Source organism: Streptomyces sp. NPDC006463, from assembly GCF_042870715.1.
GTDB lineage: Bacteria > Actinomycetota > Actinomycetes > Streptomycetales > Streptomycetaceae > Streptomyces.
Window position 1 is genome coordinate 344,430 of the sequence record NZ_JBIAHP010000007.1, and the last position, 24,348, is coordinate 368,777.

Annotated in this window: 20 protein-coding genes and 1 pseudogene; 7 read left to right on the forward strand and 14 right to left on the reverse strand. The window is 70.6% G+C overall.

Features of this window, described 5'->3' with window-relative positions:
* Both ACFYOB_RS15945 and ACFYOB_RS15950 read right to left on the reverse strand, forming a co-directional pair.
* Positions 1-1,734: a carbamoyltransferase N-terminal domain-containing protein gene (locus tag ACFYOB_RS15945; RefSeq protein WP_388560176.1), complete on the reverse strand. Its 1,734-nt coding sequence runs from the start codon at positions 1,732-1,734 to the stop codon at positions 1-3.
* A 31-nt stretch (positions 1,735-1,765) separates the two neighbouring features.
* Complete coding sequence (locus tag ACFYOB_RS15950; RefSeq protein WP_388560178.1) at positions 1,766-2,080, reverse strand: hypothetical protein; 315 nt, start codon at positions 2,078-2,080, stop codon at positions 1,766-1,768.
* 458 nt (positions 2,081-2,538) lie between these two features.
* On the opposite strand from ACFYOB_RS15950, the gene ACFYOB_RS15955 reads away from it, so the two are divergent.
* Positions 2,539-3,342 carry a LuxR C-terminal-related transcriptional regulator gene (locus ACFYOB_RS15955; RefSeq protein WP_388560180.1) on the forward strand — a complete coding sequence of 268 codons (804 nt, stop codon included), beginning with the start codon at positions 2,539-2,541 and terminating at the stop codon, positions 3,340-3,342.
* 51 nt (positions 3,343-3,393) lie between these two features.
* Here the strand turns inward: ACFYOB_RS15955 and ACFYOB_RS15960 are convergent, their stop codons facing one another.
* Both ACFYOB_RS15960 and ACFYOB_RS15965 read right to left on the reverse strand, forming a co-directional pair.
* On the reverse strand, positions 3,394-4,134 hold the full coding sequence (locus tag ACFYOB_RS15960) for a hypothetical protein (RefSeq protein WP_388560182.1): 741 nt from the start codon (positions 4,132-4,134) through the stop codon (positions 3,394-3,396).
* A gap of 21 nt (positions 4,135-4,155) precedes the next feature.
* A complete protein-coding gene (locus ACFYOB_RS15965) occupies positions 4,156-4,983 on the reverse strand; it encodes a hypothetical protein (protein ID WP_388560184.1) in 828 nt (275 codons plus the stop codon).
* A gap of 205 nt (positions 4,984-5,188) precedes the next feature.
* Between ACFYOB_RS15965 and ACFYOB_RS15970 the strand changes: the two genes are divergently transcribed.
* Complete coding sequence (locus tag ACFYOB_RS15970) at positions 5,189-5,800, forward strand: flavin reductase family protein (protein ID WP_388560251.1); 612 nt, start codon at positions 5,189-5,191, stop codon at positions 5,798-5,800.
* A gap of 141 nt (positions 5,801-5,941) precedes the next feature.
* On the opposite strand, the gene ACFYOB_RS15975 is transcribed toward ACFYOB_RS15970, so the two are convergent.
* Genes ACFYOB_RS15975 through ACFYOB_RS15985 form a run of 3 tightly spaced genes read right to left on the reverse strand, consistent with a single transcriptional unit; the run spans position 5,942 to position 9,134 of the window.
* A complete protein-coding gene (locus ACFYOB_RS15975) occupies positions 5,942-7,009 on the reverse strand; it encodes a Zn-dependent alcohol dehydrogenase (RefSeq protein WP_388560186.1) in 1,068 nt (355 codons plus the stop codon).
* Positions 7,006-8,199, reverse strand: a complete 1,194-nt coding sequence (locus ACFYOB_RS15980; protein WP_388560188.1) for an acyl-CoA dehydrogenase family protein — start codon at positions 8,197-8,199, stop codon at positions 7,006-7,008. The genes ACFYOB_RS15975 and ACFYOB_RS15980 overlap by 4 nt, the downstream gene beginning before the upstream one ends.
* A 14-nt stretch (positions 8,200-8,213) precedes the next feature.
* A complete protein-coding gene (locus tag ACFYOB_RS15985) occupies positions 8,214-9,134 on the reverse strand; it encodes an SDR family oxidoreductase (RefSeq protein ID WP_388560190.1) in 921 nt (306 codons plus the stop codon).
* A gap of 108 nt (positions 9,135-9,242) precedes the next feature.
* On the opposite strand from ACFYOB_RS15985, the gene ACFYOB_RS15990 reads away from it, so the two are divergent.
* A complete protein-coding gene (locus tag ACFYOB_RS15990; protein ID WP_388560192.1) occupies positions 9,243-10,169 on the forward strand; it encodes a cyclase family protein in 927 nt (308 codons plus the stop codon).
* Positions 10,170-11,053: 884 nt separating this feature from the next.
* Here the strand turns inward: ACFYOB_RS15990 and ACFYOB_RS15995 are convergent.
* Complete coding sequence (locus ACFYOB_RS15995) at positions 11,054-11,464, reverse strand: VOC family protein (protein ID WP_388560194.1); 411 nt, start codon at positions 11,462-11,464, stop codon at positions 11,054-11,056.
* Positions 11,465-11,735: 271 nt separating this feature from the next.
* Between ACFYOB_RS15995 and ACFYOB_RS16000 the strand changes: the two genes are divergently transcribed.
* The 3 genes and pseudogenes from ACFYOB_RS16000 (at position 11,736) to ACFYOB_RS16010 (ending at position 16,269) form a co-directional block, all read left to right on the forward strand.
* Entirely contained in the window at positions 11,736-12,434 is a 699-nt protein-coding gene (locus ACFYOB_RS16000) for a hypothetical protein (RefSeq protein WP_388560196.1), read from the forward strand.
* 81 nt (positions 12,435-12,515) lie between these two features.
* Positions 12,516-15,827: pseudogene (locus ACFYOB_RS16005) on the forward strand (polymorphic toxin type 28 domain-containing protein); the annotation flags it as partial.
* Between the two features lie 25 nt (positions 15,828-15,852).
* Positions 15,853-16,269: a contact-dependent growth inhibition system immunity protein gene (locus ACFYOB_RS16010; RefSeq protein ID WP_388560197.1), complete on the forward strand. Its 417-nt coding sequence runs from the start codon at positions 15,853-15,855 to the stop codon at positions 16,267-16,269.
* A gap of 255 nt (positions 16,270-16,524) precedes the next feature.
* On the opposite strand, the gene ACFYOB_RS16015 is transcribed toward ACFYOB_RS16010, so the two are convergent.
* From ACFYOB_RS16015 to ACFYOB_RS16030, 4 genes are all read right to left on the reverse strand, one after another.
* Positions 16,525-17,001, reverse strand: a complete 477-nt coding sequence (locus ACFYOB_RS16015; RefSeq protein ID WP_388560199.1) for an ATP-binding protein — start codon at positions 16,999-17,001, stop codon at positions 16,525-16,527.
* A gap of 332 nt (positions 17,002-17,333) precedes the next feature.
* Positions 17,334-18,239, reverse strand: a complete 906-nt coding sequence (locus ACFYOB_RS16020; RefSeq protein WP_388560201.1) for an acyl-CoA dehydrogenase family protein — start codon at positions 18,237-18,239, stop codon at positions 17,334-17,336.
* 5 nt (positions 18,240-18,244) lie between these two features.
* Entirely contained in the window at positions 18,245-19,408 is a 1,164-nt protein-coding gene (locus tag ACFYOB_RS16025) for an acyl-CoA dehydrogenase family protein (protein ID WP_388560203.1), read from the reverse strand.
* Positions 19,408-20,619: an amidohydrolase family protein gene (locus tag ACFYOB_RS16030; protein ID WP_388560205.1), complete on the reverse strand. Its 1,212-nt coding sequence runs from the start codon at positions 20,617-20,619 to the stop codon at positions 19,408-19,410. Before ACFYOB_RS16030 ends, ACFYOB_RS16025 begins: the two co-directional genes overlap by 1 nt.
* Before the next feature lie 141 nt (positions 20,620-20,760).
* Here ACFYOB_RS16030 and ACFYOB_RS16035 point away from each other — a divergent pair, with 141 nt between their 5' ends.
* Positions 20,761-22,323 carry a class I adenylate-forming enzyme family protein gene (locus tag ACFYOB_RS16035; RefSeq protein WP_388560207.1) on the forward strand — a complete coding sequence of 521 codons (1,563 nt, stop codon included), beginning with the start codon at positions 20,761-20,763 and terminating at the stop codon, positions 22,321-22,323.
* 114 nt (positions 22,324-22,437) lie between these two features.
* Here ACFYOB_RS16035 and ACFYOB_RS16040 read toward each other — a convergent pair whose 3' ends face one another.
* Entirely contained in the window at positions 22,438-23,685 is a 1,248-nt protein-coding gene (locus tag ACFYOB_RS16040; protein ID WP_388560208.1) for a zf-HC2 domain-containing protein, read from the reverse strand.
* Entirely contained in the window at positions 23,682-24,224 is a 543-nt protein-coding gene (locus ACFYOB_RS16045) for a sigma-70 family RNA polymerase sigma factor (RefSeq protein WP_388560210.1), read from the reverse strand. Before ACFYOB_RS16045 ends, ACFYOB_RS16040 begins: the two co-directional genes overlap by 4 nt.
* Positions 24,225-24,348: the final 124 nt, after the last annotated feature.

Below are 24,348 nucleotides of genomic sequence, written 5' to 3' on the forward strand. Positions count from 1 at the left end.
CTACTTCTCGTTGCCGAGGCGGCCGTCGTGGCCGACCGACCGGCGGTACAGGACGCCTTCGGACCACACCATGTCGACCTGGCCCCACTCGATCGCGGAGGCGACGTCGGGGAAGAAGCTGCGGCCGTTGTAGTTGGCGCTGGTGTTGCAGAGCACCGGGATGCCGCTCCACTTCTGGTACTCGCGCAGGATCGCGGCCAGCGTCGGGTCGTCCTCCACGCTGACGGTCTGGAGCCGCGCGGTGCCGTCCAGGTGCATGATCGCGGGCACCTTGTCGACCCACTCGGGGCGGACCCGGTGCTCGAAGAGCATGTGCGGGTCGGGCGTGCCCGGGTCGAAGATCGTGGGCGCGTGCTCGACCAGGCACAGCGGCGCGACGGGCCGGAAGTGCTCGCGCTTCTTGGCGTCGTTGAGCCGGACCTTCATCTGCGGGTCCACGGCGGGCGCGATGATGCTGCGCGCCCCGAGCGCGCGGGGACCGAGCTCCGCGGGGCCGTTGAGCAGCACGACCGGCTCACCGGTGTGGTGGATGAGCCGGGCCAGCTCCTCGGGGCGGCACGGCGACACGGTCCAGCCCTGCGGCACGTGCGGGGTGCGGACCAGCTCGGGACCCTGCCGGGTGCCCCATTCGAGGGGCCGCAGGCCCTTGCCGTCGGCGGCCCGCAGACAGGCGGTGCCGATCGAGGAGCCGGAGTCGTCGGGGAACGGCGGCACCCACATGGCCTTGATGATCGGGTGGGCGCGCAGCGCGCTGTTCCACTTGATGTTCAGCGCGCAGCCGCCGGCGAAGCACAGGTTCCACGCCTCGCCGCCCTTCCACGCGCGGATCTTGGCGGCGACCCGCTCCAGGAGGAGCTCCTCGATGAACGTGTGGACGGACGCGAGGACGTCCTCGTCGGAAACGCCCATCTGCTCGGTGCGCCCCGCCACCTCCGTGAGGAAGGCGTGGACGTAGCCGTGCGAGGGCTCGCCCGTCGAACCGCAGCCGATGATCTTCTCGCGGTACTCGCGCACCCGGGGCGTGTCCGCCTCGAAGTGCTCGTGGAACAGCTCCTTGAAGACGGCCTTGATCTCCGCCCGGGGCGTGCCCAGCGCGATGTACGCCATCATCTTCCCGGCCACCGAAAGGTCGTCCACGTTCGTGGACTTGTTCTTCCGGGCGTACGGGCCCCAGTGCTGGGAGGCCATGGAGTACGTGTGGCCGATCAGCGGGAAGACCTCGCCGCCCGGCTCGATCCGGCCGTCCGCGTCGACGCAGTACAGCCTCGGGAAGCAGCCGCCGTCCCAGACCATGACCATCGACGGCTCGCCGCGACGGGCGAACGGGCTGGTGCAGTACGCGGCCGCCAGGTGGCTGGCCACGTGCACGTAGCTCTGGTACTCCTTGGACTCGCCCGCGATGACGATCTTCCCGCTGTAGCCGGGCATGGCCGGATCGGGCACCTTGCCGGTCTCGTGGTAGGGCGCGACCATCAGGTCCAGTGGAACACCGCCGCTGAGGGTGGAGACATGGCCGTTGACGGCGCCGTCCCAGCCGTCGATCACCCACTGGCCGACGTCGCCCACGGCGTAGCCGTAGCGAGCAAGGATCTTGGTGATGTCGTCGAGTTCGTCGACGTTGCTGTAGCGGCGGCCGTTGTCCAGCTTCTGCATCTCGACGTTGAACTCGAGCTTGTCGCCGTTCAGCAGCGCGACACCACCGCTCTGGGTCAGCTTCAGACCCGCAGTAATCATGCTCGTCCCTTCACGTGAACAGCCAGGCAGCTCATGGCGTCGTGGCTTTCATGTCGTCATGGGTGTGGCGCACCGCGCAGGTTGCGGCGACCACGGCGGACCGGGCGGTGCCCAGCGCCTCACGTGCCGCTTCCAGGTCCCCGGCCCTGCTGCCCAGCAGGGCCGAGGCGTCGGCCGCGCAGTCGATCAGGTGCAATGCGACGCGTGCCAGTTGGCCGTCCGGCCCGTATGCGTCGTACGCGTCGTCGATGAACTGGCGCGCCTGCGCCAGCCTGGCCAGAACCTCGCCCAACGCCGGGTACGCATCGAGTTCGATGCGCTCGGCGGCCGCTTCAGGGCTCCTCATGGCCGGCGGGAGTCGCCACCGCGGGTGGCCGAAATCATGACCATCTCCCACAGGGCCATCTCAGGGAAACAGGAAATCCTTGGTCCCGAGTAGATGATTCGCATCACTGTCGCCACTCCCGCCATTGATTGCGTGGGCCGCTTCTTGATCACCGACTGGATTTGATCCTGCCTTGCCCCCTCCCGCCGCATCAACGAGTCGAGGCATCATGATCCGGCACTTCCGAAACAAGAAGGGGGCTCACAATGGGAATTTGTGAGGCAAATTCGGACGATACGGCCTGTAAAACGGTCTGCGAGGAGGGGGTCGCCAAATACCGCGAAGCGTGGCGGAGAGGAGGTCTGTCGGGCCGTGTTCCCCGGTGCCTGGTCAACCTCGGCCTGTTACGCCGCACGCAAGGCGCCACGGAAGCTCCGGGCGACGCGTCGGCGGAGGCGGCACCCGACCACTACCTCCCCGTGCCACCCTCGATCGCCGCCATCACCCTGGCCCGGCCCATCGACGAGGCCATTGAGAAGCTGCAGGCGGAGCTCGACGCGGTGACCGCCTCACTCGCCCCGATGGAAGCCGTCTACCAGCACGAACAGCAGCAATGGGACACCCACGTGCAGCCGGTGCACGGCCACGAGACGATCAGCGCGGCGATCCGGCTGGCCGTGGAGTCCTGCGACGGCGAGCTGCTCACCGCCCACCCGCGAGGCGGCCGCCCGGCCGAGACCCTCGCCGACGCCCTTCCTCGCGACCTGGCGCTGATCTCGCGTGGCGTCCACCAGCGGACCCTCTACAGCCACACGGTGCGCTCCCACGGCCCGACGCTCGGCTACATGGAACAAGTCACCAGCGCGGGGGCCGAAATACGTACGACCGGCGAGACTTTCGAGCGGATGATCGTCTGCGACCGGTCCGTCGCCTTCATACCGGTACTCGGGTCCGACGGAAATGAACAGCGTGCCCTGGCCATTCGCGATAATGGCTTGATTCAGTACCTTGTCAGCACGTTCGAAGCGCTCTGGGAACGGGCCGACCCGATCGAGTTCGACGCGACCCACCATTTTCCGCCACAGCTCACCGATGAAATCCAGCGGACGATTCTGGAACTCATGGTGAAGGGGCACACCGACGAGGCCATTTCGAAGCGGCTCGGTCTGAGCGCGCGCTCGATCGGCACCCACATCAAGCGCGCCTCGTCGCTGTTCGGCAGCCGCAGCAGGGCCGAGCTGGGCTACAGCCTCGCGAAGGCCGGAGTGCTCGGCATCGACTGAGGCCGGCTGAGGACGACCGCGTGGGGATCGCGGAGTGCGTCCCCGGGTCCGTCAGATCCCCACGCGGTCCAGTGCCGGCAGGAACTGGTCGTAGAAACTCACCTTGACCTGGAGCGACCGCTCCTCGGACTCCTTGAAGGCGTCGACCGCCGCCTCGCCCCCGCTCAGCAGGAATTCCCTCAGCCGGGTGGCCAGCCGGTCGGGGTGGGCCGTGGACAGCATTCCCCCGGCCGTGAGCGTGCGCGTCTTGGCGTCGTGGACGTGGTGCGGGTGGTAGAAGCGCGAGAGGTTCTCGCCGTCCCGGGTCAGCGAGGGTTCCATCCGCTGCCACAGCCGCCCGTACTCGACGGACACCAGGATCTCGCCCCAGAAGCGCAGGACCGTCAGCAGCCGCAGGTCGGCGTCGTCACGGGTGCCCGCGTCGGCGATCAGGTCGAAGGTGTCGCCGATCGCCCGCTTCGTCGCCGCCGTCGGCCTCGTGTGGACGAGATCGGTCCGCGAGACGCCGAGTGCGGACATGTCCCGCGTCATGTCCTCGCGGTGCGAGGGCGTGTTCCCGCGCCGGTCCGGATACTCCTCGCGCAGGATGACCCGGGCGATCCGCAGCCCCACCTCGTCACGCAGGAGATCGATCGCCAGGTCGTAGGCCGGCGTGAAGGCCAGCGAGAGGAAGCGCCGCTGCAGCAGGATCGCGGCGAAGTCCTCGTCCGGGAGCAGCGCGATGTTCGCCAGGACCGGGTGCTGCTCGTACCGTTCGATCAGTTCGTCCTCGAACCTGTCCAGTTCACGCACGACCGTAACCCCTCTTCCGCATCACTGATTGGTGCTCTCGATCGACCTGTGCCAGTCCCTGAGGTCCACATCGCTGCCGATGCCCCACAACGTGTTCAGCTCGTTCTGGACCTCCCGGCCCATCACGGTGTCGCACCCTTCGATCTCGGTCTGGGTGGACTCGATCGCGAGCCGGCGGTGCAGGAACGAGCTGACCAGATAGCGCTCATCGGCCTTGTACACGGCGATCGACGGCAGGGAGTTGTAGACCTTCACCCGCAGCTTGCCCCTGAGGTCCGGCGGAAGCTGGCTGTGGATCACTCCGAGGATCCGCAGACTCGCGTCCACGTCCACCACCCCGGAGCTCGGTTCGCTGCCCAGCGCCTCGTCGCGCAGCCCCGCCACGGGGGACGACGGATGCAGCAGCAAGATGTTCACCTCGACCTGCCGCTCCCTGACGGCCTGCGCCAGCTCGTCCTTGAAGCTGGTGAGGTTGGGGATCCAGGTCTGGAGAACGGCCACCTCGCGTTGGGCGGATCGCACGAGCCCGATGAACGCCTGCTCGGGGAAGGACTCGTGCACCTGGACCACGCCGAGGTAGTGCCGGCGCCGGAGGTCGCCCGTCAGGCCGTCGATGGTGAGCCCGGAGATCTGCCGGTTGATGTTGTCGAGCACCTTCAGGCGGTCGAACTCCATCAGGAGGAACAGGGTGACCGTGCTCAGGATGAGCAGCGTGATCTTCGGGAGCGTGCCCCCGGGGGCCATCTTGTCGAGCCACCCGAGGAGATCGGCGACCAGGACGGCGATGCCGGCCGCCGCCATCGTGCCCAGTGAGATCCGCTCGGCCCGGTAGCGAAAACCGTTCCCCATGCCCACCCCAGCCCCCGACGTCGTTGTCGTTGGCGACGACTGTACACAGGCACCGTCACGGGCATGAGCGGGGGCCATGTCTCTTTCGCCACAACGGAGTTGACCGTCGAGAGGCGGGGGCGGGTCCCACGCGATGCGGACGCCACACCCCTTCCAATCTGACGAACCGTCAGCTTCAATCGTCGATGTGATGGGACATGCAGGGATGGCGGCCACCGTCGTCCGGTACCTCAGGTCAGTCGGCGCCCCCACCTCCGCCGCGGCGGGTCCGGAGCCCGTGGACGTATCGCCGCGCCCGGACCTGCGGGCCGTCGGCGAGGACGAGCGCGCGCCGGTCTCTCCCGCCGATTTCCGGGCCGTGCTCGGGAACTTCGCCAGCGGGGTCACCGTCATCACCGCGCCGCCGGGCGAGGACGAGGACGGCCCGGCCGGCTTCGCCTGCCAGTCCTTCGCCTCGCTGTCCCTCGACCCGCCCCTGGTCACCTTCATGGTGGCCCGTACGTCGACCACCTGGCCGCGGATCGCCCGCGCCGGGGTGTTCTGCGTGAACGTCCTCGGCGCCGAGCAGGGCGAGCTGTGCAGGTCCTTCGCCGTCAGCGGCGCGGACAAGTTCGCCGGGGTGGCCCACGCCCCGGCCCCGGTCACCGGGTCCCCGCAGCTCGACGCCGTGCCCGCCTGGATCGACTGCCGGATCCACGCCGTCCACACCGGGGGCGACCACCTCATCGTGGTCGGGCGGGTCGTGGCCATGGGCGCGGCGGGAGAGGGCGACCCGCTCCTCTTCCACAAGGGCCGCTTCGGCCGCTTCAGCGACTGACCCGGCGCCCCGGCAGGCCCGACTGACCCGGCGCCCGGCGGACCCGGCGCCCCAGCACCCCGGCAGACCGGGACCGCTCCACCCAGGACCGTGACGACCACCCGGACCCGGGTGAGGCGGCGTTCCCTGCGCCCGCCCCGGCTAGAACGTGAGCACCCCGCGCGCCACCCTCCCGTGGTGGGCGTCGTCGGCGGCCTTGGCGAAGTCCTCGACCGGGTAGACCTCCGTCACCAGCTCGTCCAGCAGCAGCCGGCCCTGCCGGTAGAGCTCGGCGTACAGCGCGATGTCGCGCTGCGGGCGGGAGGATCCGTACCGGCAGCCCATGATCGTCTTGTCGAGGTACATCGACGAGACCAGGAAGGAGGCCTCCTCCTTGAAGCCGGGCACCCCGAGCAGGATCGCCTGACCGTGCCGGTCGAGGAGGTCGATCGCCTGGCGGATCAGTTTCACGCTGCCCACGCACTCGAAGGCGTGGTCGGCGCCGGTCGGCAGGATCTCCCGGACCGCCGCGCCCGTGTCCGCCACCGCCGACGCGTCGATGAAGTGCGTGGCCCCGAACTGCCGGGCCACCGCCTCCTTCGCCGGGTTCGCGTCCACCGCCACGATCGTCGTCGCGCCCGCGATCCGGGCGCCCTGGAGCACGTTCAACCCGATCCCGCCGGTGCCGATGACGACCACCGACTCGCCGCGGTCGACCTTCGCCCGGTTCAGCACCGCGCCCACCCCCGTCAGCACCCCGCAGCCGATCAGAGCCGCCGAGGTCAGCGGGATGTCGGCCGGGATCTTCACCGCCTGGACGGCCTTGACGATCGTCCGCTCGGCGAAAGCGGAATTGGAGGCGAACTGGAACAGCGGCTTCCCGCCCCGCGAGAACGGCTGCCCCGGCATCCCGATCGCCTTGCGGCACATCGTCGGCCGGCCCCGGTCGCAGTCCGCGCACGCACCGCAGTTGGCCAAGGTGGACAGGGCCACGTGATCGCCGGCCGCCACGTGCGTGACACTGGCGCCCACGGCTTCGACCACCCCGGCCCCCTCGTGCCCGAGCACCACCGGCGACGGGAACGGAATCGTTCCGTCGATCACCGACAGGTCGCTGTGGCAGAGTCCGGCCGCGCCTATCGCGACGAGCACCTCCCCCGGTTCCGGATCGCGGATCTCCAGGTCGTCGACCACCTGGGCCTGCTTGCCGTCGAACACGACGCCTCTCACCTGGACTCCTTAGGCAGGCCGAGCACGCGCTCGGCGATGATGTTCCGCTGGATCTCGTCCGAGCCGCCGTAAATGGTGTCGGCACGGGTGAACAGGAAGAGCCGCTGCCCCTCGTCGAGTCCGAGCTCGTACGGGAGCCCGGGCGCCCAGCCCGCCGGTCCGGCCGAGGCCGCCGCGCCGCGGACCTCCACCGCCAGCTCGCCGAGCCGCCGGTGCCACCCGCCCCACAGCAGCTTCGCCACGCTCGGGGCACCTGGATCGTCCCTGGTGCCGAGGGTGCGCAGCGCGTTCCAGCGCATCGTGCGCAGCTCGGCCCACTGGCGTACGAGGCGGCCCTGGACGATCGGATCGGCCGCGCCGGACGCCGCGTACAGTCGCACGATCCGCTCCAGTTCGGCGGCGAAGCCGATCTGCTGGACCAGCGTGGAGACCCCGCGTTCCAGGGCGAGCAGCCCCATGGCCACGGTCCAGCCGTTGCCCTCCGCACCGACGACCTCGGCCGCGACGGCCCCGTCGAAGAAGACCTCGTTGAACTCGGAGGTCCCCGACATCTGCCGGATGGGCCGTACCTCGATGCGGCCCGGCTGGTCCATCCGTACGAGCAGGAACGACAGCCCGCGGTGGCGGCGCGAGCCGGCCTCGGTGCGGGCCAGGACGAAGCACCAGTCGGCGTCCTGGGCGAGCGAGGTCCAGATCTTCTGCCCGGTGACGCGGAAGAGCCCGTCGGCCGGGTCCCGTACGGCGGCGGTACGGATGCCGGCGAGGTCGGAGCCGGCCCCGGGCTCGCTGTAGCCCTGGCACCACAGCTCCTCACCGCGGGCGATGCCGGGCAGGAAGCGGCCTTGCTGCTCAGGGGTGCCGTAGGCGATGAGGGTCGGCGCGAGGAGGTTCTCCCCGATGTGCCCGACCCGGCCGGGCGCGCGCAGCGCCGCGTACTCCTCGGCCCACACCACCTGCCCGGTCAGGGAGAGCCGGCGGTTCCCGAACCCCTCGGCCTCCCAGCCCTGCCCGATCCAGCCGCCGCGGCCCAGCTCGCGCTCCCACGCGCGCCGGACGTCGACCCCCTCGTGCTCGCTGCCCGGGCCGCCGAGGCCGAGGGCGTGCGCGTACGGGCCCACGAGGTGCTCCGTCAGCCACGCCCGGGCGCGCCCGCGCAGCTCCTCGTCCTCGGCCCCGAAGCTGAAGTCCACGCTGCTGCGCCCCTCTACGCGTTCGGGCGGTCCTTGGCGGCCGCCGCCTTGGCCATGGCCTCCAGCTGCGCGAGCATCGGCATCGGGTCGGTGCCCACCGTCCCGGGCAGGAAGTCGGCGATCTTCTCCGGGGTCCAGGAGCCCTCGGCGTAACCGGCGCGCAGCTCGCGCGGCTGCGCCCAGACGGCGATCTTCGGGCCGGCGATCGTGTAGACCTGACCGGTGATCTTCTCTCCACCGACGGCCATGGCCTTGTCGCTGAGCAGGTAGGTCACGAGCGCGGCGACGTCCTCGGGCTCGCCGATCTCCTTGAGCTCCATGGGCACGTTCGCGGACATGCGGGTACGGGCAATCGGGGCGACGGCGTTGGACGTGATCCCGTACTTGGCCAGGCCCAGCGCGGCGGACCGGACGAGGGAGATGATCCCGCCCTTGGCGGCGCTGTAGTTGGCCTGCGCCACCGAGCCCTGGTGGTTGCCGCTGGTGAAGCCGATCAGGGTGCCCGAACCCTGCCGGCGCATGACGGCGGAGGCGGCGCGGAAGACGGTGAAGGTGCCCTTGAGGTGGGTGGCGACCACCGGGTCCCACTCCTCCTCGGACATGTTGAAGAGCATCCGCTCGCGCAGGATGCCGGCTACGCACACGACGCCGTCGATGCGCCCGTAGCGGGCCAGTGCCGTGTCGACGATGCGCTGGCCGCCCGCCATCGTCGAGATGTCGTCGGCGACGGCGACGGCCTCCCCGCCGGCGGCGAGTATCTCCTTCACCACTCCCTCGGCGATCTCGCTGGTGGGTTCCCCGCCCTCGATGCCGACGCCGTAGTCGTTGACGACGACCTTGGCACCCTCGGCGGCCGCGGCGAGTGCCACGGCCCGCCCGATGCCCCGGCCGGCGCCGGTGACGGCGACGACCTTGCCTGCCAAGAAGTTCCCCACGTCCGGCCCCTTCCCGCGTTTTCTGACGGTCCGTTAGATTCTATGGGCACCTCGATACGCGAGCACAAGCCCTCGTTGCCGTTTCCACGCAAGGAGCTGTTGAGGCCCATGTCACTGCCCGCCGAGTTCCACGACATCGCCAAGCGCGTCAACAACTGGGGGCGCTGGGGCGCCGAGGACGAGATCGGCACGTTGAACCTCGTCACCGACGAGGTGGTCCGGGCCGCCGCCGCCGAGGTGCGCAGCGGCCGCCGCATCCCGCTCGCCCTCCCGCTGAAGGAGGACGGGGTGCAGGCCGGCCTGATCCCCGGCCGGATCAACCCGCTGCACACGATGGTGCAGATCAACCAGGAGATCTTCGGCCCGGGCACGGTGGCGTGCAGCGACGACGCCGTGACCATGGGCCTCCAGGCGGGCACCCACTGGGACGCCCTCACGCACGTCTCGCACTCGGGGAAGATCTACAACGGCCGCCCGGCCTCGTCGATCACCCCGCACACCCGAGCCCAGTACAGCGGCATCGACAAGGCGGGGCACATCGTCTCGCGCGGCGTCCTGCTGGACGTGGCGCGCGCCAAGGGACTGGACCGGCTGCCCGGAGGGCACGCGGTGACCCCGGAAGACCTGTCCGAGGCCGAGGAGTTCGGCGGGGTGACGGTCCGGGCCGGCGACATCGTGCTGGTCCGCACCGGCCAGATCCAGGTCTACCTGGCGGGCGACAAGCACGGCTACGGCTTCCCGTCGCCCGGGCTGTCCGTGCGTACGCCGCAGTGGTTCCACGCCCGCGACGTGGCGGCGGTCGCGAACGACACGCTCACCTTCGAGATCTTCCCGCCGGAGCTGGAGAACCTGTGGCTGCCGGTCCACGCCCTGGACCTGGTCGAGATGGGCATGCACCAGGGCCAGAACTGGAATCTCGAAAAGTTGTCCACAGCCTGTGTAGAAGAGAACCGGTACTCGTTCCTCCTCTCCGCCATGCCGGAACCCTTCGTCGGTGGAACCGGCACCCCGGTGGCTCCGGTCGCCGTCCTCTGACCCGCTCCCGGTCGCCGCGGCGCGCTTCCCGGCCGCCCCCTTCCACTCAACCCACCCTCCGGGACGCGGGGTTGGGCACTTGCCGCCGCGCTCGCCGCGCCCGCCGCGCCCGCTGCCGGACTGGTCGGCCACCGTGTTCGGCCACCGTGTCGGCCACCGCGCCGTGCGCCGGTCCGCGCGCCGGTCCGCGCATGCGCGGCTGATGCGGATCGACTCGCCGAACGGCATCGACGGGCAGGGGGTCGTCCGCATCGGCGGGGATCGACCAGTGGATCTCGATCCGCACCTCCGGGAGGATCGGACCGACCCCGTCCTCCTGGAGGTGCACGGCGGGCCCGGGGCCGCCGACTCCCCCCTACGGGGCCCGCACCCGGGAGCGGGAGAAGCACTTCACCCTCGTCCGGTGGGACATGCGCGGCGCCGGCCTGACCTTCACCCGCGGCGGCGCCGAAGGCCAGGGCCGGCCGGCCGGCCGCTCACCTTCGCCCGGTTTTACGAGGACGCCCTGGAGGTCACCCGGTACGTCCTGGACCGGATGCGCGTGGACCGGGTGGCGCTGATGCCGCACTCACTCGGCACGACCTTCGGGCTCCGCCTGGCCCGCAACCACCCCGAGCTCTACTCGGCAGGCAGGCCGGGACACCTCCGCCCACCAGGGCACGCTGGTGCGGCTGCGGGCCGCCGGGAAGGCCAAGGACGTGGCGACGGTCGAGACGACGGGCTCCGACCCGCGCCGGTGGACCTCGACGCAGCGCTCCTCGTACGACAAGCTGTGCGCCGGCAGCGACCCGCTGGTTCCCGGAGCTCCTGCTGACCCACGTCCGCGCGGCGGTCACGAGCGTCAGGCGCTAGGAGATGCCGGGAGCGGCCGCGGGCACCTGACGCTAGGCGTCCGCGGCTCCCGTCTCGCCGAGGATCTCCAGGTAGTGCGCGTTGTACATGACGCCAAGGACGTTGCCGAAGGGGTCGATCACCGAAGCGGTGACGAACCCGGGTCCGCGCTCCACCGGGGCCTCGTACTCCTTCGCCCCCATGGACAGCAGCTTCTCGAAGACCGCCCGCACATCGTCCACGTGCCAGTACACGACCGCCCCGCCGGGACCTGCCGACGCGGTGTCGCCGGGCGCGTAGCGGGCGTCGATCAGGCCCAGTTCGTGCTGGTAGTCGCCCAACCGGAACTCGGCGTAGCCGGGGCGCTCGAAGTACGGCTCGACGCCCAGCAGTTCGGAGTACCAGCGCTTCGCCGCATCCAGGTCGGCGGCCCAAAAACTGACGGTGGTGAGTCCTCGCAACATGCCTGCCTGCCCCTTCGCCGCCACGGAAATCGCGTGTCCTGGCCGCGTTCTCTGTCACGGCCAAGCCCGACTCTAGCCAGCAAGCAGGACAGATCCTGTCCTAGTTGGAGCGTGTTGCCGAGGGGCTGCGGACGGCGCGGTTCCGGTCCGGGGGCCGCCGGTCAGGCGCGGGTCCCACACCTGGAACCATGAGGTGGACATGACGCGTCCCCGTTCGCGCGCGCCACCCCCCGGCCCCCCCTCCCCGCACCCTCAGCAGCAGGAGAAAACCATGACGAACCCGTACCAGGTCTCGCCGCCGCAGCAGCCCCAGCCCCCCAGACGCCGCTCGGGCGGCGGGCTGGCCGGATTCCTGACCGTCGCCCTGATCGTCGGCGGCATCTACGGCCTCTCCCAGTGGCTCGGCAACGACGGCGGCAAGAAGCCGTCGGCCTCCGCCACCGCCTCGGCATCGCCCTCGGCCAAGCCTTCCGACCCCGGGAGCCCCGAATCCTCCTCCGACACCTCCAGTTCGTGGAAGGTGGGCGACTGCGGCGGTCCTGACCCGGCCAACAAGCCCGACGGGTACCGTCCGCAGCGCTGTTCCGACTCCGGCGCCACCTTCAAGGCCATCGACATCAAGGAGGCCAGCATCCTGCCGGGCTCGATCCAGTGCCCGGCCGGCACCGACCTGATGATCGAGGTGAGCATCTCCTACGGCGGCAAGAAGAGCGGCATCCCCACCAACACCGTCTGCGGCCGGAACCTGTCCAACGACCACCCCGGCGACGCGGGCGCCGGCGGCGGGCAGCTGGTGAAGGGCGACTGCGTGACCGACCAAGCCCAGGAAGTCGCGTGCGGCGGCTCGGGTGCGCTCAAGGTGCTCGGCCTGGTCAAGCAGAAGAGCGAATGCCCGGCGGGCACCACGGAGCCGATGCAGCTGACGATGGCCGTCGGCCGCCCCTACGACGTGATCTGCACCGACGGCTGACCCTCGGACCCCACGGGTGGCGGCGTCCACCCATCCGCCCCGATCCCACCGCCGCCGCCCCTTCCCCGCCACCCGCCACACCCGGGGGGCAGCCCCGCCACACCGACAGCAATGGACGCGGCGGGGCCGGAGGCCGGCCGCTGGTTCGGCCCCACTTGGGCATCCACGGTCGACCAGCGCCTGGAGATCGACGAGGAAGGCATCATCCTCGTCCGCGAGGACGGCAGCCTGCTCGCCTACCCGCACCCCGCCGAGCCGGGTGTCCCCGTAGTTCCGGCCCACGGACAGCGCCGGCCCCTCACCCTGGACTCGCACGGCGGCTACACGGTCACCGACCCCGAGTCCGGTCACATACGCCATTTCTCGGACGAGGGTCTACTCACCCAGCTCGACGACCGTAACGGCGCCTGGATCTCCTTCACGTACGACGAGTTGGGCGCCCCCGCCGCCCTCTCCCACAGCGGCGGCTACGAGGTCCGCTTCACCTCGTCCGAAGGCCGAATAACCAGCCTTTCCCTCGCCGGCGGCACCGAGATTCTCCGCTACGCCTACACGGACGGCCATCTCACCCACGTCACCAATTCCTCCGGTCGTCCGCTGCGCTTCGGCTACGACGAGCTGGGCCGGATCACCTCCTGGACCGACACCAACGACCGCCACTTCGATTACGTCTACGACGAACGGCACCGCTGCGTCGCACAGTCCGGCACGAACGGCCACCTGAACGTCCGTTTCACCTACGAGGACGGCGTCACTACCCTCACCGACTCCCTCGGGCACGACACCCGGTTCCTGGTCAACGACCGCGTCCAGATCACCGCGGACATCGACCCGACGGGCGCCACCACCCAGTTCACGCACGACGCGTACAACCGCCCGCTGACCCGCACGGACCCACTGGGCCACACCACCCGTTTCACCTACGACGATCAGGGCCGGCTCACCACCATCGTCCGCCCGGATGGCCGCGAGGTACTCGCGGAGTACGACGCGCTGGGCCTGCCTCTCAAGGTGATCCAACCGGACGGCCGGGTGGCCCGAATGACATACGACACCCGGGGCAACCGCACCTCCGCGACCTCCCCGGCCGGCACCACGACCCACTTCACGTACGACTCCCGTGGCCACCTCACCTCGGTCACGGACGCCCTGGGCACGGTGACAACCGTCCACTGCGACCCGGCGGGCCTGCTCCTCGAAATCACCGACCCGCTGGGCGCGACGACCCGCTACACCCGCGACGCCTTCGGCCGCCCGGCAACCGTCACCGATCCCCTCGGCCACACCACCCGTCTCACCTGGAGCGTCGAAGGCCGCCTCCTCCGACGGGAGAACCCGGACGGCACCACGGAGTCCTGGACGTACGACGGCGAGGGCAACTGCACCACCCACACCGACGCCGTGGGCGGTGTAACCGTCAGCGAGTACGGAGACTTCGACCTCCTCACCGCCCGTACCGGCCCGGACGGTGTCCGCTACTCCTTCGACCACGACACCGAGCTGCGCCTCACCGAAGTCACCAACCCCCAGGGCCTCACCTGGACCTACACCTACGACCCGGCCGGCCGCCTCGCCACCGAGACGGACTTCGACGACCGCACGCTGACCTACTCGTACGATGCCGCGGGCCGCTTGACCTCCCGTACGAACGCCCTCGGCGCAACGACCACCTACGCGCACGACTCCCTCGCCCAGCTCCTGCGCAAGGAAACGGCGGACGGGATCACGTCGTACGAGTACGACGTCTTCGGCGAGCTGGCCCGTGCCGTCTCCCCGGACGGCACCATGCTGAGCCGTGCGCGCGACTCCTACGGACGCCTCCTCTCGGAGACGACGGACGACCGCACCGTCTCGTACACCTACGACGCCCTGGGGCGCCGCACCGGCCGCACCACCCCCACCGGGGCGCAGTCCGAGTGGACGTACGACGCCGCCGGTCGCCGCACCCAGCTCATCACCTCCGGCCGCACGATCACATTCGAGCGGGACGCCGCAGGCCGCGAACTCAGCCGCACCCTCGGCCCGGACCTGTCCCTGCTGCAGGATTACGACCAGCTCGGGCGCCTCACCGACCAGCACCTGGTCGGCCAGGACGGCCGCACCCTCCAGCGCCGCGGGTACAGCTACCGCGCTGACGGCGCCCTCACCGCGGTAGACGACGCGCTGGCCGGTCCCCGCACTTTCACCCTGGACTCGGCGGCCCGGGTCACCAGGGTCGACGCCGCGAACTGGTCGGAGCGCTACGCCTACGACGAGGCGGGCAACCAGACCTCCGCGTCCTGGCCGGACCGCCACCCGGGCGGCGAGGCCCAGGGCGCTCGTAGCTACTCCGGCACCCGCATCACGCAGGCCGGTTCGATCCGCTACGAACACGACGACCTCGGTCGCGTCGTCCTCCGCCAGAAGACCCGCCTCTCCCGCAAGCCGGACAATTGGCGCTACGAGTGGGACGCGGAAGACCGCATGACCGGGGTCACCACGCCCGACGGCACGCGGTGGCGCTACCGCTACGACGCCCTCTCCCGACGCACGGCCAAACAGCGCCTCACCCCCACTGGCGAGGTGGCGGAGGAAACCCTCTTCACGTGGGACGGCACCACCCTGTGCGAGGAGACCACCGGCCCGGTCACCCTCACCTGGACCCACGACGGCCTGCACCCCCTCACCCAGGCCGAAAGCGTCCTCGGCACCACCGACGACCGCTTCTTCGCCATCGTCACGGACCTCATCGGCACGCCGAGAGAACTGATATCCGAATCAGGCGAGATCGCCTGGCGCGCCCGCTCCACCCTGTGGGGCTCCACCACGTGGACCCGCGACGCCACGGCGTACACACCCCTGCGCTTCCCGGGCCAGTACTTTGACCCCGAGTCGGGCCTCCACCACAACTACTTCCGCACGTACGACCCCGAAACGGCCCGCTACCTCACCCCGGACCCCCTGGGCCTGTCCCCGGCCCCCAACCCGGCAACGTACGTCACCAACCCCCACACCTGGGCAGATCCGCTCGGCCTCGCGCCCGGAGACTGCCCAGAGCTGGGGCTGAGCGATGCAGCTCAGCGAGCGATAGAGAAGTTGGAGAACATAAAGGTAGATCCAGTAGGTGAAATCAACTCCCAACCGAATCACAATCACTATGACGCCGCCCGAAGAGAAGCCGGTGGGGAAGTAGTAGCAAGAAAGAAGGATGGGACCCCATTTGATCACATAGCCGACCTGACGCAGGCCCGAAATGGACTCGATCACGTAAGGAGGACACTGGAGCGTGAGATTTCAAATCTCCCCGACTCCATAACCGATCGAGGACTCGAAGTATTGATCAACAAGCGGAAGGAGACAATTCAAATCCTAGATCGCCTGAATGGATTCCTTCATTCAATCGGACATAGATAGACCCCTACTGCATGCGAAGGCTGTCATGAGCAAGGAACGTGAGCGCAACCTCACCCTCGAAGACCTAGAAGGGGAAAGGTGGCCTGAGCCATCGGCCGAGTCGACGGGATTGGTCAAGACCGTCCACAGGCTGCGGCGGCGCCCGGTCGGCGAGCTGACCGCGTACGAACTAGGGCGCCTCATCGGGCAAGATGTGGGACTCCGATGGACACTTCCACCCGCGCTTGAGATTCTCCGCGAAACGGCACCCGCTCAGAACGACGGCGGCTTCTACGACGATGACTTGCTGTCGGCGGTACTCACCCGGAAAGCGTCGACCTGGGCCGCGCACCCCGACCTCACGAGGGAAATGCGGGAGATCCTGCATCTGCTCACTGATCTTTCGCCGTACATTGAGCGCGACGTGAAGAAGTTCCTGGAGGCTTCCGAGGGGATTGCTTGACTTGAGCCCCGTGAACACCGGCTGCCCGCCACCAGGGTGAGGGGGAGCCCGACGGGTCGGCTCGGAGTGCGACACCCCTCCACCCGGCATCGGCAGAGGTACTGCGGGTGGCGGCGGCGCGGGTGCACGCCCCGAGCGCGGCACCGCGGCCGCCACCCCGCGACCCGCACTCGTCAAGGCAGGCCCTTGGCGTCCCCTCGCGTCGAATCGCTCCACACCAGGGTGATCAAGATGTGACGGAACGTCAACACCTCGTTAGAGGTACACGCGCGGTTCCCTCACCGGAGGGTGAATTTCCGACGGGCCGTCCGAGGCGCAGTCCGCCGCGCAGTCCGCCGCCGCCTTCTCCGCTCGGTCGATCTCGCACCAGATCCGCTTCCCCGCACCCTCGCGCTGCCAGCCCCAGCGGTCCGCCAGGCCGTCCACCAGCTCCAGGCCGCGGCCGCCCGTGTCGTCCCCGGCGGCCTGGCGGGGGGCCGGCGCCCGGTCGCTCGCGTCGGCGACCTCGACCCGCACCCCGGGCTCGCCGAACAGCATTCTCAGCACGGCCGGACAGCCCGTGTGCACGACCGCGTTCGTGACCAGTTCGGAGATCAGGAGGATCAGGGTCTCGGCGAGCGGCTCGTCATCCCCTATGCCCGACCCCGCCAGCCGGGACCGGGCCCACCGGCGCGCCCGGCCGACTTCGGCGGGGTCCGGTCCTACCTCCAGCTGAACCTGAAGCACCTGCACCGCTCACACCATCCGAACCGGCGGACACTTCGCCTCGCGACAGGATGGAATCACCGAGTGTGATCCCCTTGCGGAGCAGCATGGTTGACATACAGTCACCACAACAAGCGCTTCGGGCATATTCCCGCGCGAAGGAGTGGGCGTGGTGCATACTGTGCGACGCCTGCGCCGCTCAACCGCTCGCATTCGTGGGAGCGTACCGGAGCAGCCCCCTGCCTTTGGGCTGCAAAGGCGTGGGCGAAGGACACAAACCGATATCAACTCTCTGTAATCGGACATGCGTCCCTCGCCGTTCCTGCCGTGCCCTCCGGTGACAACGAGCTACGAGAGAGCTAGGGCAGCGAGCCCAGCAGTTCCGCCGCCAGCAGCTCCTCCGCCTCCGCCGCGGTCCGCCACTGTTCGGCCCGCACCCAGGCCCGCTTCAGGTGCAGGTGAACGTCCGCCTCCCACGTGAAGCCCATCCCGCCGTGGATCTGGAGACAGTCCCGGGCGCCCAGCACGGCGGCCTCGTCCGCCAGGAGTTTCGCGGACGCGATCTCCCCGCCGTCCTCCGTCACCGCCGCCGCGTAGACCGCCGTACGGGCCACCTCCGCCCGCACCAGCATCTGCGCGCACAGGTGCTTGACCGCCTGGAAGCCGCCGATCGGCTGCCCGAACTGCTCGCGCTCCCCCGCGTACCGCACCGCCAGCTCCACCGTGCGCAGCGCGCTCCCCACCTGGAGCGCCGCCGTAAGCAAGGCCCCCGTGGACGCGTACGAGGACACGTCGCCGGAGGACGGCGGCGAGACCCGGTGCAGCGGGGTCAGGGGGTCCGCCGAGCGCACCGGCTGCCCCGCCGGCAGGTCCGCCGCGCCCAGCACCGCGTCCGCCTGAGCCAGGTGGGTCACCAGGCCCCCGCCCAGGTCGAAGGCGGTCACCACGGCCGTGCCCGCCGCCGCCCCCGGGACCACCCCGGCGGCCAGGTGCGTGGCCACCAGCGGCCCCGGCAGCAGGACCCGCCCGGCCTCCTCGAAGACCAGGACCGCCTCCGGCAGCCCCAGCCCCACGCCCCCGGCCGCCTCCGGCAGCCGCAGCGCGAAGAACCCGGCCTCGCCCAGCTCCCGCCACAGCCCCCGGTCCACGACGACGCCGCCGCCGTCCACCGACGCCCGCAGCGCCTCCCGCCCGTACCGCCCGGCCAGCAGGTCCCGTACGCCCGCCCGCAGGGCCCGCTGGTCCTCGGTCGGCTGGAAGTCCATGCCCCTCACCGGCCCTTCGGTAGGCCGAGGATCCGCTCGGCGACGATGTTCCGCTGGATCTGCGAGGTGCCCGCGGCGATGGTGTACGAGAGGGACGAGAGCCGGTCCAGGACCCACTCCTCCTCCATCACCAGCGAGTCCGCCCCCAGCACCTGCGCCGCCACCTCGTACAGCTCCTGGCGCGCATGCGAGTACGCCAGCTTGAAGACCGAGCCTCCGATCCCCGGGACCCCGCCGGACCGCTCCGACTCGCTGACGTTCCACTGCGTGAGCCGCCACAGCGCGCCGAACTCCCCGTGCAGCCGCCCCAGCCTGCGCCGCAGCACCGGGTCGTCCCAGCGCCCGTTCGCCCTGGCCCTGCGCGCGAGCTCGCCCAGGGTGCGGCGGCAGGCGACGACCTCGCCGACGAAGGCGGTGCCCCGCTCGAAGGACAGGGTCACCATGGTGACCCGCCAGCCGTCGTTCTCCGCTCCGACCCGGTTGGCGACCGGGACCCGTACCCCGTCCAGGAACATCTCCGCGAACTCGGTCGATCCTGCGAGGGTGCGCAGCGGCCGTACGGTGACGCCCGGCGCGTCCATCGGCATGGCCAGCCAGGAGATCCCCCGGTGCTTCGGGGCCGCGGCGCTGATGGCATCCGTCCGCACCAGCAGCTCGCACCAGTCGGCCACCTCGGCGTGCGAGGTCCAGATCTTCGACCCGGTGATCACGTACTCGTCGCCGTCGCGGACCGCCCGCGTGCGCAGGGAGGCCAGGTCGGAGCCCGCGTCCGGCTCGCTGAAGCCCTGGCACCACACCTCGTCGCCCCGCAGTACGGGCGGCAGCCAGCGCGCCCGCTGCTCCGCCGTGCCCTCGGCGGCGATGGTCGGGCCCGCGTGCAGCAGCCCGACGAAGTTCGCGCCGACGTACGGGGCACCCGCGCGCTCCGTCTCCTCCAGGAAGATGAGGTGCTGGGTCGGGGTGGCCCCGCGCCCGCCCGCGTCCACCGGCCAGTGCAGGCCCGCGTACCCGGCGTCGTACAGCCGGCGCTGCCAGCCGAGGTCGTACGCGCGGCGCCCCGGCCAGTCGTCCGGGGACGGCTTGGCGGGCAGCTCGGGCAGCACCTTGCCGAGCCATTCGCGCAGCCGCGCCCGGAAGTCCCGTTCCTCCTCGGTGTAGGTCAGGTCCATCAGCGGCTCCCCAGGTCCTGGTCGAAGGAGAGGCCGAGCATGCGGATGGCGTTGCCGCGCATCAGCTTGTAGACCGTCTCCTCGTCCAGTCCCTTCACGTGGTCGAGCGCGACCTCCTTGGTGTGCGGGAAGGTCGAGTCCACGTGCGGGTAGTCGGTCTCGAAGGTGGCGTTGTCGCGCCCGACGACGTCCAGCGAGGCGATGCCGTGCTTGTCCCGGAAGAAGCAGCAGAACATCTGCCGGTAGTAGTACGTGGACGGCGGCTCGGGGATCAGGTCGCGGACCCCGCCCCACGCGCGGTGCTCCTGCCACACGTCGTCGGCGCGTTCCAGGGCGTACGGGATCCAGCCCATCTGCCCCTCGCTGTAGGCGAGCTTCAGCGTCGGGAACTTCACCAGCACCCCGCTGAACAGGAAGTCCATCATCGAGGCCATCGCGTTGTTGAAGCTGAGCGAGGCCTGGACGGCGGGAGGCGCGTCGGGCGAGGCGGCGGGCATCTGGGAGCTGGACCCGATGTGCATGTTGACCACCGTCCCGGTCTCCTGGCAGACGGCGAAGAAGGGGTCCCAGTAGCCGGAGTGGATCGACGGCAGCCCCAGGTAGGTCGGGATCTCGGAGAAGGTCACCGCCCGTACGCCCCGGGCGGCGTTGCGGCGGACCTCCGCGACCGCGAGGTCGATGTCCCACAGCGGGATGATGCAGAGCGGGATCAGCCTGCCGCCGCTGTCGCCGCACCACTCCTCGACCATCCAGTCGTTGTAGGCGCGCACGCAGGCGAGCGCGACCTCCTTGTCGTGGGCCTCGGCGAAGGTCTGGCCGCAGAAGCGCGGGAAGGTCGGGAAGCACAGCGAGGCCTCGACGTGGTTGAGGTCCATGTCGGCGAGGCGCGCCTTGGGGTCCCAGCAGCCGCGCCGCATCTCCTCCCGGGTGATCCCCTCCAGCGTCATGTCGTCGCGGTCGAAGCCGACGGCGGCGATGTTGCGCTTGTACGGGAACTTCAGGTCCTCGTAGATCCACCAGTCGGTGGGCGGGCCGTCGGGGTCCATGGAGATCACGTACTTGCCGCCCGTGTACTCGAGCTCGCCGATGCCGGCGGTGAGCGCCTTGGGCCCGCGGTCCCGGTACTTGGCCGGCAGCCAGACGTCGAACAGGTGGGCGGGCTCGATCACGTGGTCGTCGACGCTGATGATCCGAGGCAGTCCCAGTTCCATGACAGTCTCCCCATTCCACATCTGATGGATCGTCAGAAACAAGCTAGCCCCGCCACCCCTGGACCGACAAGCGTCGGCCGCCTACGCTCTGCGCTTGATCTGACTAGCCGTCAGCTACGTCTGGCAAAGGGGAGGTCCGGGATGACGGACACCGCGACAGAACTGAGCCGCTGCGCGACCCTGTGGGAACTGATCACCCGCCGGGCCGCCCTGACCCCGGACACCACCGTTCTCGTCGAAGCCGCCGAAACGCCCCGGGCAGACCCGTCGACCGACCGCCGGCTGACCTTCGCAGAACTGCGCGACCGCTCCGAACGCGTCGCCGCAGGCCTGCACGGGATGGGCGTACGGCCCGGCACGGTCGTCGCCTGGCAGCTCCCCACCCGCATCGAGACCGTGCTGCTGTCGGTCGCCCTCGCCCGGATCGGCGCCGTCCAGTCCCCCGTCATCCCCTTCTACCGGGACCGCGAGGTCGGTTTCGCGCTCCGCGAGTCCAAGGCCGAGTACTTCGCCGTCCCGGGCACCTGGCGCGGGTACGACCACACCGCGATGGCCGCCCGGCTCGGCGCGCGGGGCGTGTTCGAGGCGTACGAGACCCTGCCCGACGGTGACCCGGCCGTACTCCCGCCGCCGCCCGCCTCCGGCACGGACGTCCGGTGGATCTACTGGACCTCCGGCACCACCTCCGACCCCAAGGGCGTCCTGCACACCGACCGCTCCCTGATCGCGGGCGGCTCCTGCCTCGCGCACGCCCTGCACCTGACCCCGGCCGACGTCGGCTCGATGGCCTTCCCCTTCGCGCACATAGCCGGGCCCGACTACACCGTGATGCTGCTGCTGTACGGCTTCCCCGCGGTCCTCTTCGAGAAGTTCGCGATGCCCGACGCGCTGGACGGCTACCGCCGCCACGGGGTCACGGTGGCCGGCGGGTCAACGGCCTTCTACTCCATGTTCCTCGCGGAGCAGCGCAAGCAGCCCGCCGCCAAACTCATCCCCACCCTCCGCCTCCTCGCGGGCGGCGGCGCCCCCAAGCCGCCGGAGATCTACCACGCGGTCGTACGGGAGATGGGCTGCCAGCTGACCCACGGCTACGGCATGACCGAGGTCCCGATGATCACCATGGGCGCCCCGGACGACACCCCGGAACACCTCGCCAACACCGAGGGCCGCCCGCCGGCGGGCATGTCCATCCGCATCACGTCCGCCGACGGCACGCCGCTGCCCCCGGACACGGACGGGGAGGTCCGCCTGCGGGGCGAGGCGGTCTGCCAGGGCTACCTGAACCGGGACCAGTCGGCGGAGGTCTTCGACGCCGACGGCTACCTGATCACGGGCGACCTCGGCCACCTGACGCAGGACGGGTACCTGGTGCTCACGGGGCGCAGCAAGGACGTCATCATCCGCAAGGGCGAGAACATCTCGGCGAAGGAGATCGAGGACCTGCTGCACCAGTTGCCCGGAGTGGCGGACGTGGCGGTCATCGGGCTTCCGGACGCGGAGCGCGGCGAGCGCGTCTGCGCGGTGGTGGAGCCGGTCCCGGGCGCGGCCCCGCCGCTGACCCTGACCGCCCTGACCTCGTACCTCCGCGGTCAGGGCCTGTCCCCGCACAAGCTCCCGGAACAGCTGGAACTCCTGGAGTCCCTCCCCCGCAACGACGCCTTGCGCAAGGTCCTGAAGTACCGCCTCCGCGAGCGCTACTCCTGACCCGGCCGGCCGGGGGCAGCCGGGCCCAGGCCCCGCCGAGCCCCCGGCACGCACCGGAAGTACCGGATGAACCGGCTACATCCGGCCGGAACCGGCTGGAACCAGCCGGAACAGCTACATCCGGCTCAGCGACGCCGCCGCGAACAGTACGTCCCGGATGGCCTCTCGGTCGCCGTGCTGGCCCACCGCCGCCTCCTCGGGGGAGATGTGGCCCGCCGCCAGCTGGCAGAACTCGATGCCGTCCAGAGCGATCTCCGCCACCGTCCGCTCCGGCGACGGCTTCGCCGCAGGCGAGTCGAGCGCGATGTCCCAGCCGCCGCCACCCGCGCCCTCGATCTCCAGGTGCAGGGTCCGCCCGGGCGCGCCCGCGGCGACCAGGCCGCGCGCCGGGGCCGCCAGGCCGTCGCGCCGCCGCTTCGCCAGGGCCCGCGGCAGGAGCCGCGCCGCCAGGTCGATCATCCGGTGCAGATGCGGCCCGGACGGCAGCCCGTACGGGTAGTCCACGGCCTCGGCGATGTCCGTCGCGTGCACCCAGCACTCGAAGGCCCGCTCCAGGAACGCGTCCCCGAGCGGCAGCACGAAGCCCCCGTAGTCCACCGCCAGCTCGGCGACGCCACGGCCCGCGAAGGAGACCGTACGCACGAGCGTGTGGCCCTGCTCCCGCCACGGCTCGCGGACCTTCCGGGTGGCCGGGTACTGCGCCGCGTTCCAGAAGGCCCGCGTCCGCGCGGCCGTGCCGCCGCCCTCCGGCGCCTCCTTGCCCAACGGGTCGTCCAGCCCCAGCGCGGCGGCCACCAGCCCGTCCACCGTCAGCAGGTGGCCGATCACCCCCGCCACCGTGGTCCGGTGCGTCATCCGCCGCTCGTCCTCGAACCACTTCAGCCGGACCGGGGTGTGCCACTCGGAGTCGCCGAAGTCCTGCAGCAGCGCGTCGAGCCGCGCGGTCTCGGTGTCGTACGGGTTCGCCCACACCGGCACCGGAATCCGGGCCGGCCGCTTGCCGAGGCAGTCCTCCAGCACCCGCGAGCGCAGCAGCGGCCCCAGGTCCAGGTTCTCCTCCGGGTGCAGCAGCCCCACCGCGTCGCGCAGCCGCAGCGCCTCGTCCGCGCAGGGAGCGCACTCGGTGAGGTGGTCCTCCACCGCCTGCGTCTCCTCGGCGGAGCACGCGGCCAACGCCCACGCCCCGAGCAGGGACTTCAGCACGGCGTGCGTGGGCGGCGGCACCGGAGCCGCCGACGGCTCGGGGACCGGCGGCGCGTGCCGCGGATCCAGGTCGTCGGCGGCCCCGCGCGGACCCGGTATCCACGCCTGGCCGCCGGGCCGCTCGTATCCGTCGTCGTGGGACTCGGCGGGACCGTTCATCGGGGCGTTCCGTACTCGCGCGGGCCGTATCCGGGCTGGTCGGGGTCCTCCAGCGGGAGGGTGTTGGCGGTCGACAGCAGCTGCAGCCCGAGCCGCAGCCGGCGCCGCGCCTCGTCCTCGCTGATGTGGAGGTCGGCGGCGGCCTGCCGGTAGTCGCGCCGCTTGAAGTACGCGAGTTCGAGCGCGGCACGCAGCGGCGTGGGCATGGAGGTGACGATGTAGTCCGCGCGGGCGGCGGCGTTGGCGCTGCGCACCTTCTGCTCCAGCTCCTCGCGCGAGCCGCGGCCCAGTTCGGCCTGGCGCAGCCGGGCCACGGCCTGGCCCTGGGCGATCCGGGCGACCCAGGAGCGCATGGAGCCCTGTTTGGGGTCGTAGGCGTCCGGGTTCTCCCAGATGTAGCCGAAGACCTCGCGGGTGATCCGGTCCGCCGCCTTCTCGTCGCCCAGCACGCGGTGCGCCAGGCTGTGCACGAGCGAGGCGAACCGGTCGTACAGCTCTCCGAGCGCCGCGGCCTCCCCGCGCGCCAGGCGTTGCTGCATGCGGCGGTCCCAGCGCGGTGGTACGTCCTTAGAGCTCGTAACACGATCATGAATCGTGCTTCTTGAGGCGTCGCCAGCAGATGAGGCTGCAGGCGAGCGAGATGAAGGCGTTGTGGAGTTCGGT

Coding starts and splice junctions, on each gene's coding strand:
- ACFYOB_RS16025 (WP_388560203.1), bottom strand. CDS start 19,408: ATGGACCTGACCTACACCGAGGAGGAACGGGACTTCCGGGCGCGGCTG.
- ACFYOB_RS16000 (WP_388560196.1), top strand. CDS start 11,736: ATGACGAACCCGTACCAGGTCTCGCCGCCGCAGCAGCCCCAGCCCCCC.
- ACFYOB_RS16010 (WP_388560197.1), top strand. CDS start 15,853: ATGAGCAAGGAACGTGAGCGCAACCTCACCCTCGAAGACCTAGAAGGG.
- ACFYOB_RS16035 (WP_388560207.1), top strand. CDS start 20,761: ATGACGGACACCGCGACAGAACTGAGCCGCTGCGCGACCCTGTGGGAA.
- ACFYOB_RS16045 (WP_388560210.1), bottom strand. CDS start 24,224: ATGCAGCAACGCCTGGCGCGCGGGGAGGCCGCGGCGCTCGGAGAGCTG.
- ACFYOB_RS16040 (WP_388560208.1), bottom strand. CDS start 23,685: ATGAACGGTCCCGCCGAGTCCCACGACGACGGATACGAGCGGCCCGGC.
- ACFYOB_RS15965 (WP_388560184.1), bottom strand. CDS start 4,983: ATGGGGAACGGTTTTCGCTACCGGGCCGAGCGGATCTCACTGGGCACG.
- ACFYOB_RS16020 (WP_388560201.1), bottom strand. CDS start 18,239: ATGGACTTCCAGCCGACCGAGGACCAGCGGGCCCTGCGGGCGGGCGTA.
- ACFYOB_RS15945 (WP_388560176.1), bottom strand. CDS start 1,734: ATGATTACTGCGGGTCTGAAGCTGACCCAGAGCGGTGGTGTCGCGCTG.
- ACFYOB_RS15990 (WP_388560192.1), top strand. CDS start 9,243: ATGTCACTGCCCGCCGAGTTCCACGACATCGCCAAGCGCGTCAACAAC.
- ACFYOB_RS15950 (WP_388560178.1), bottom strand. CDS start 2,080: ATGAGGAGCCCTGAAGCGGCCGCCGAGCGCATCGAACTCGATGCGTAC.
- ACFYOB_RS15970 (WP_388560251.1), top strand. CDS start 5,189: ATGGCGGCCACCGTCGTCCGGTACCTCAGGTCAGTCGGCGCCCCCACC.
- ACFYOB_RS15995 (WP_388560194.1), bottom strand. CDS start 11,464: ATGTTGCGAGGACTCACCACCGTCAGTTTTTGGGCCGCCGACCTGGAT.
- ACFYOB_RS16030 (WP_388560205.1), bottom strand. CDS start 20,619: ATGGAACTGGGACTGCCTCGGATCATCAGCGTCGACGACCACGTGATC.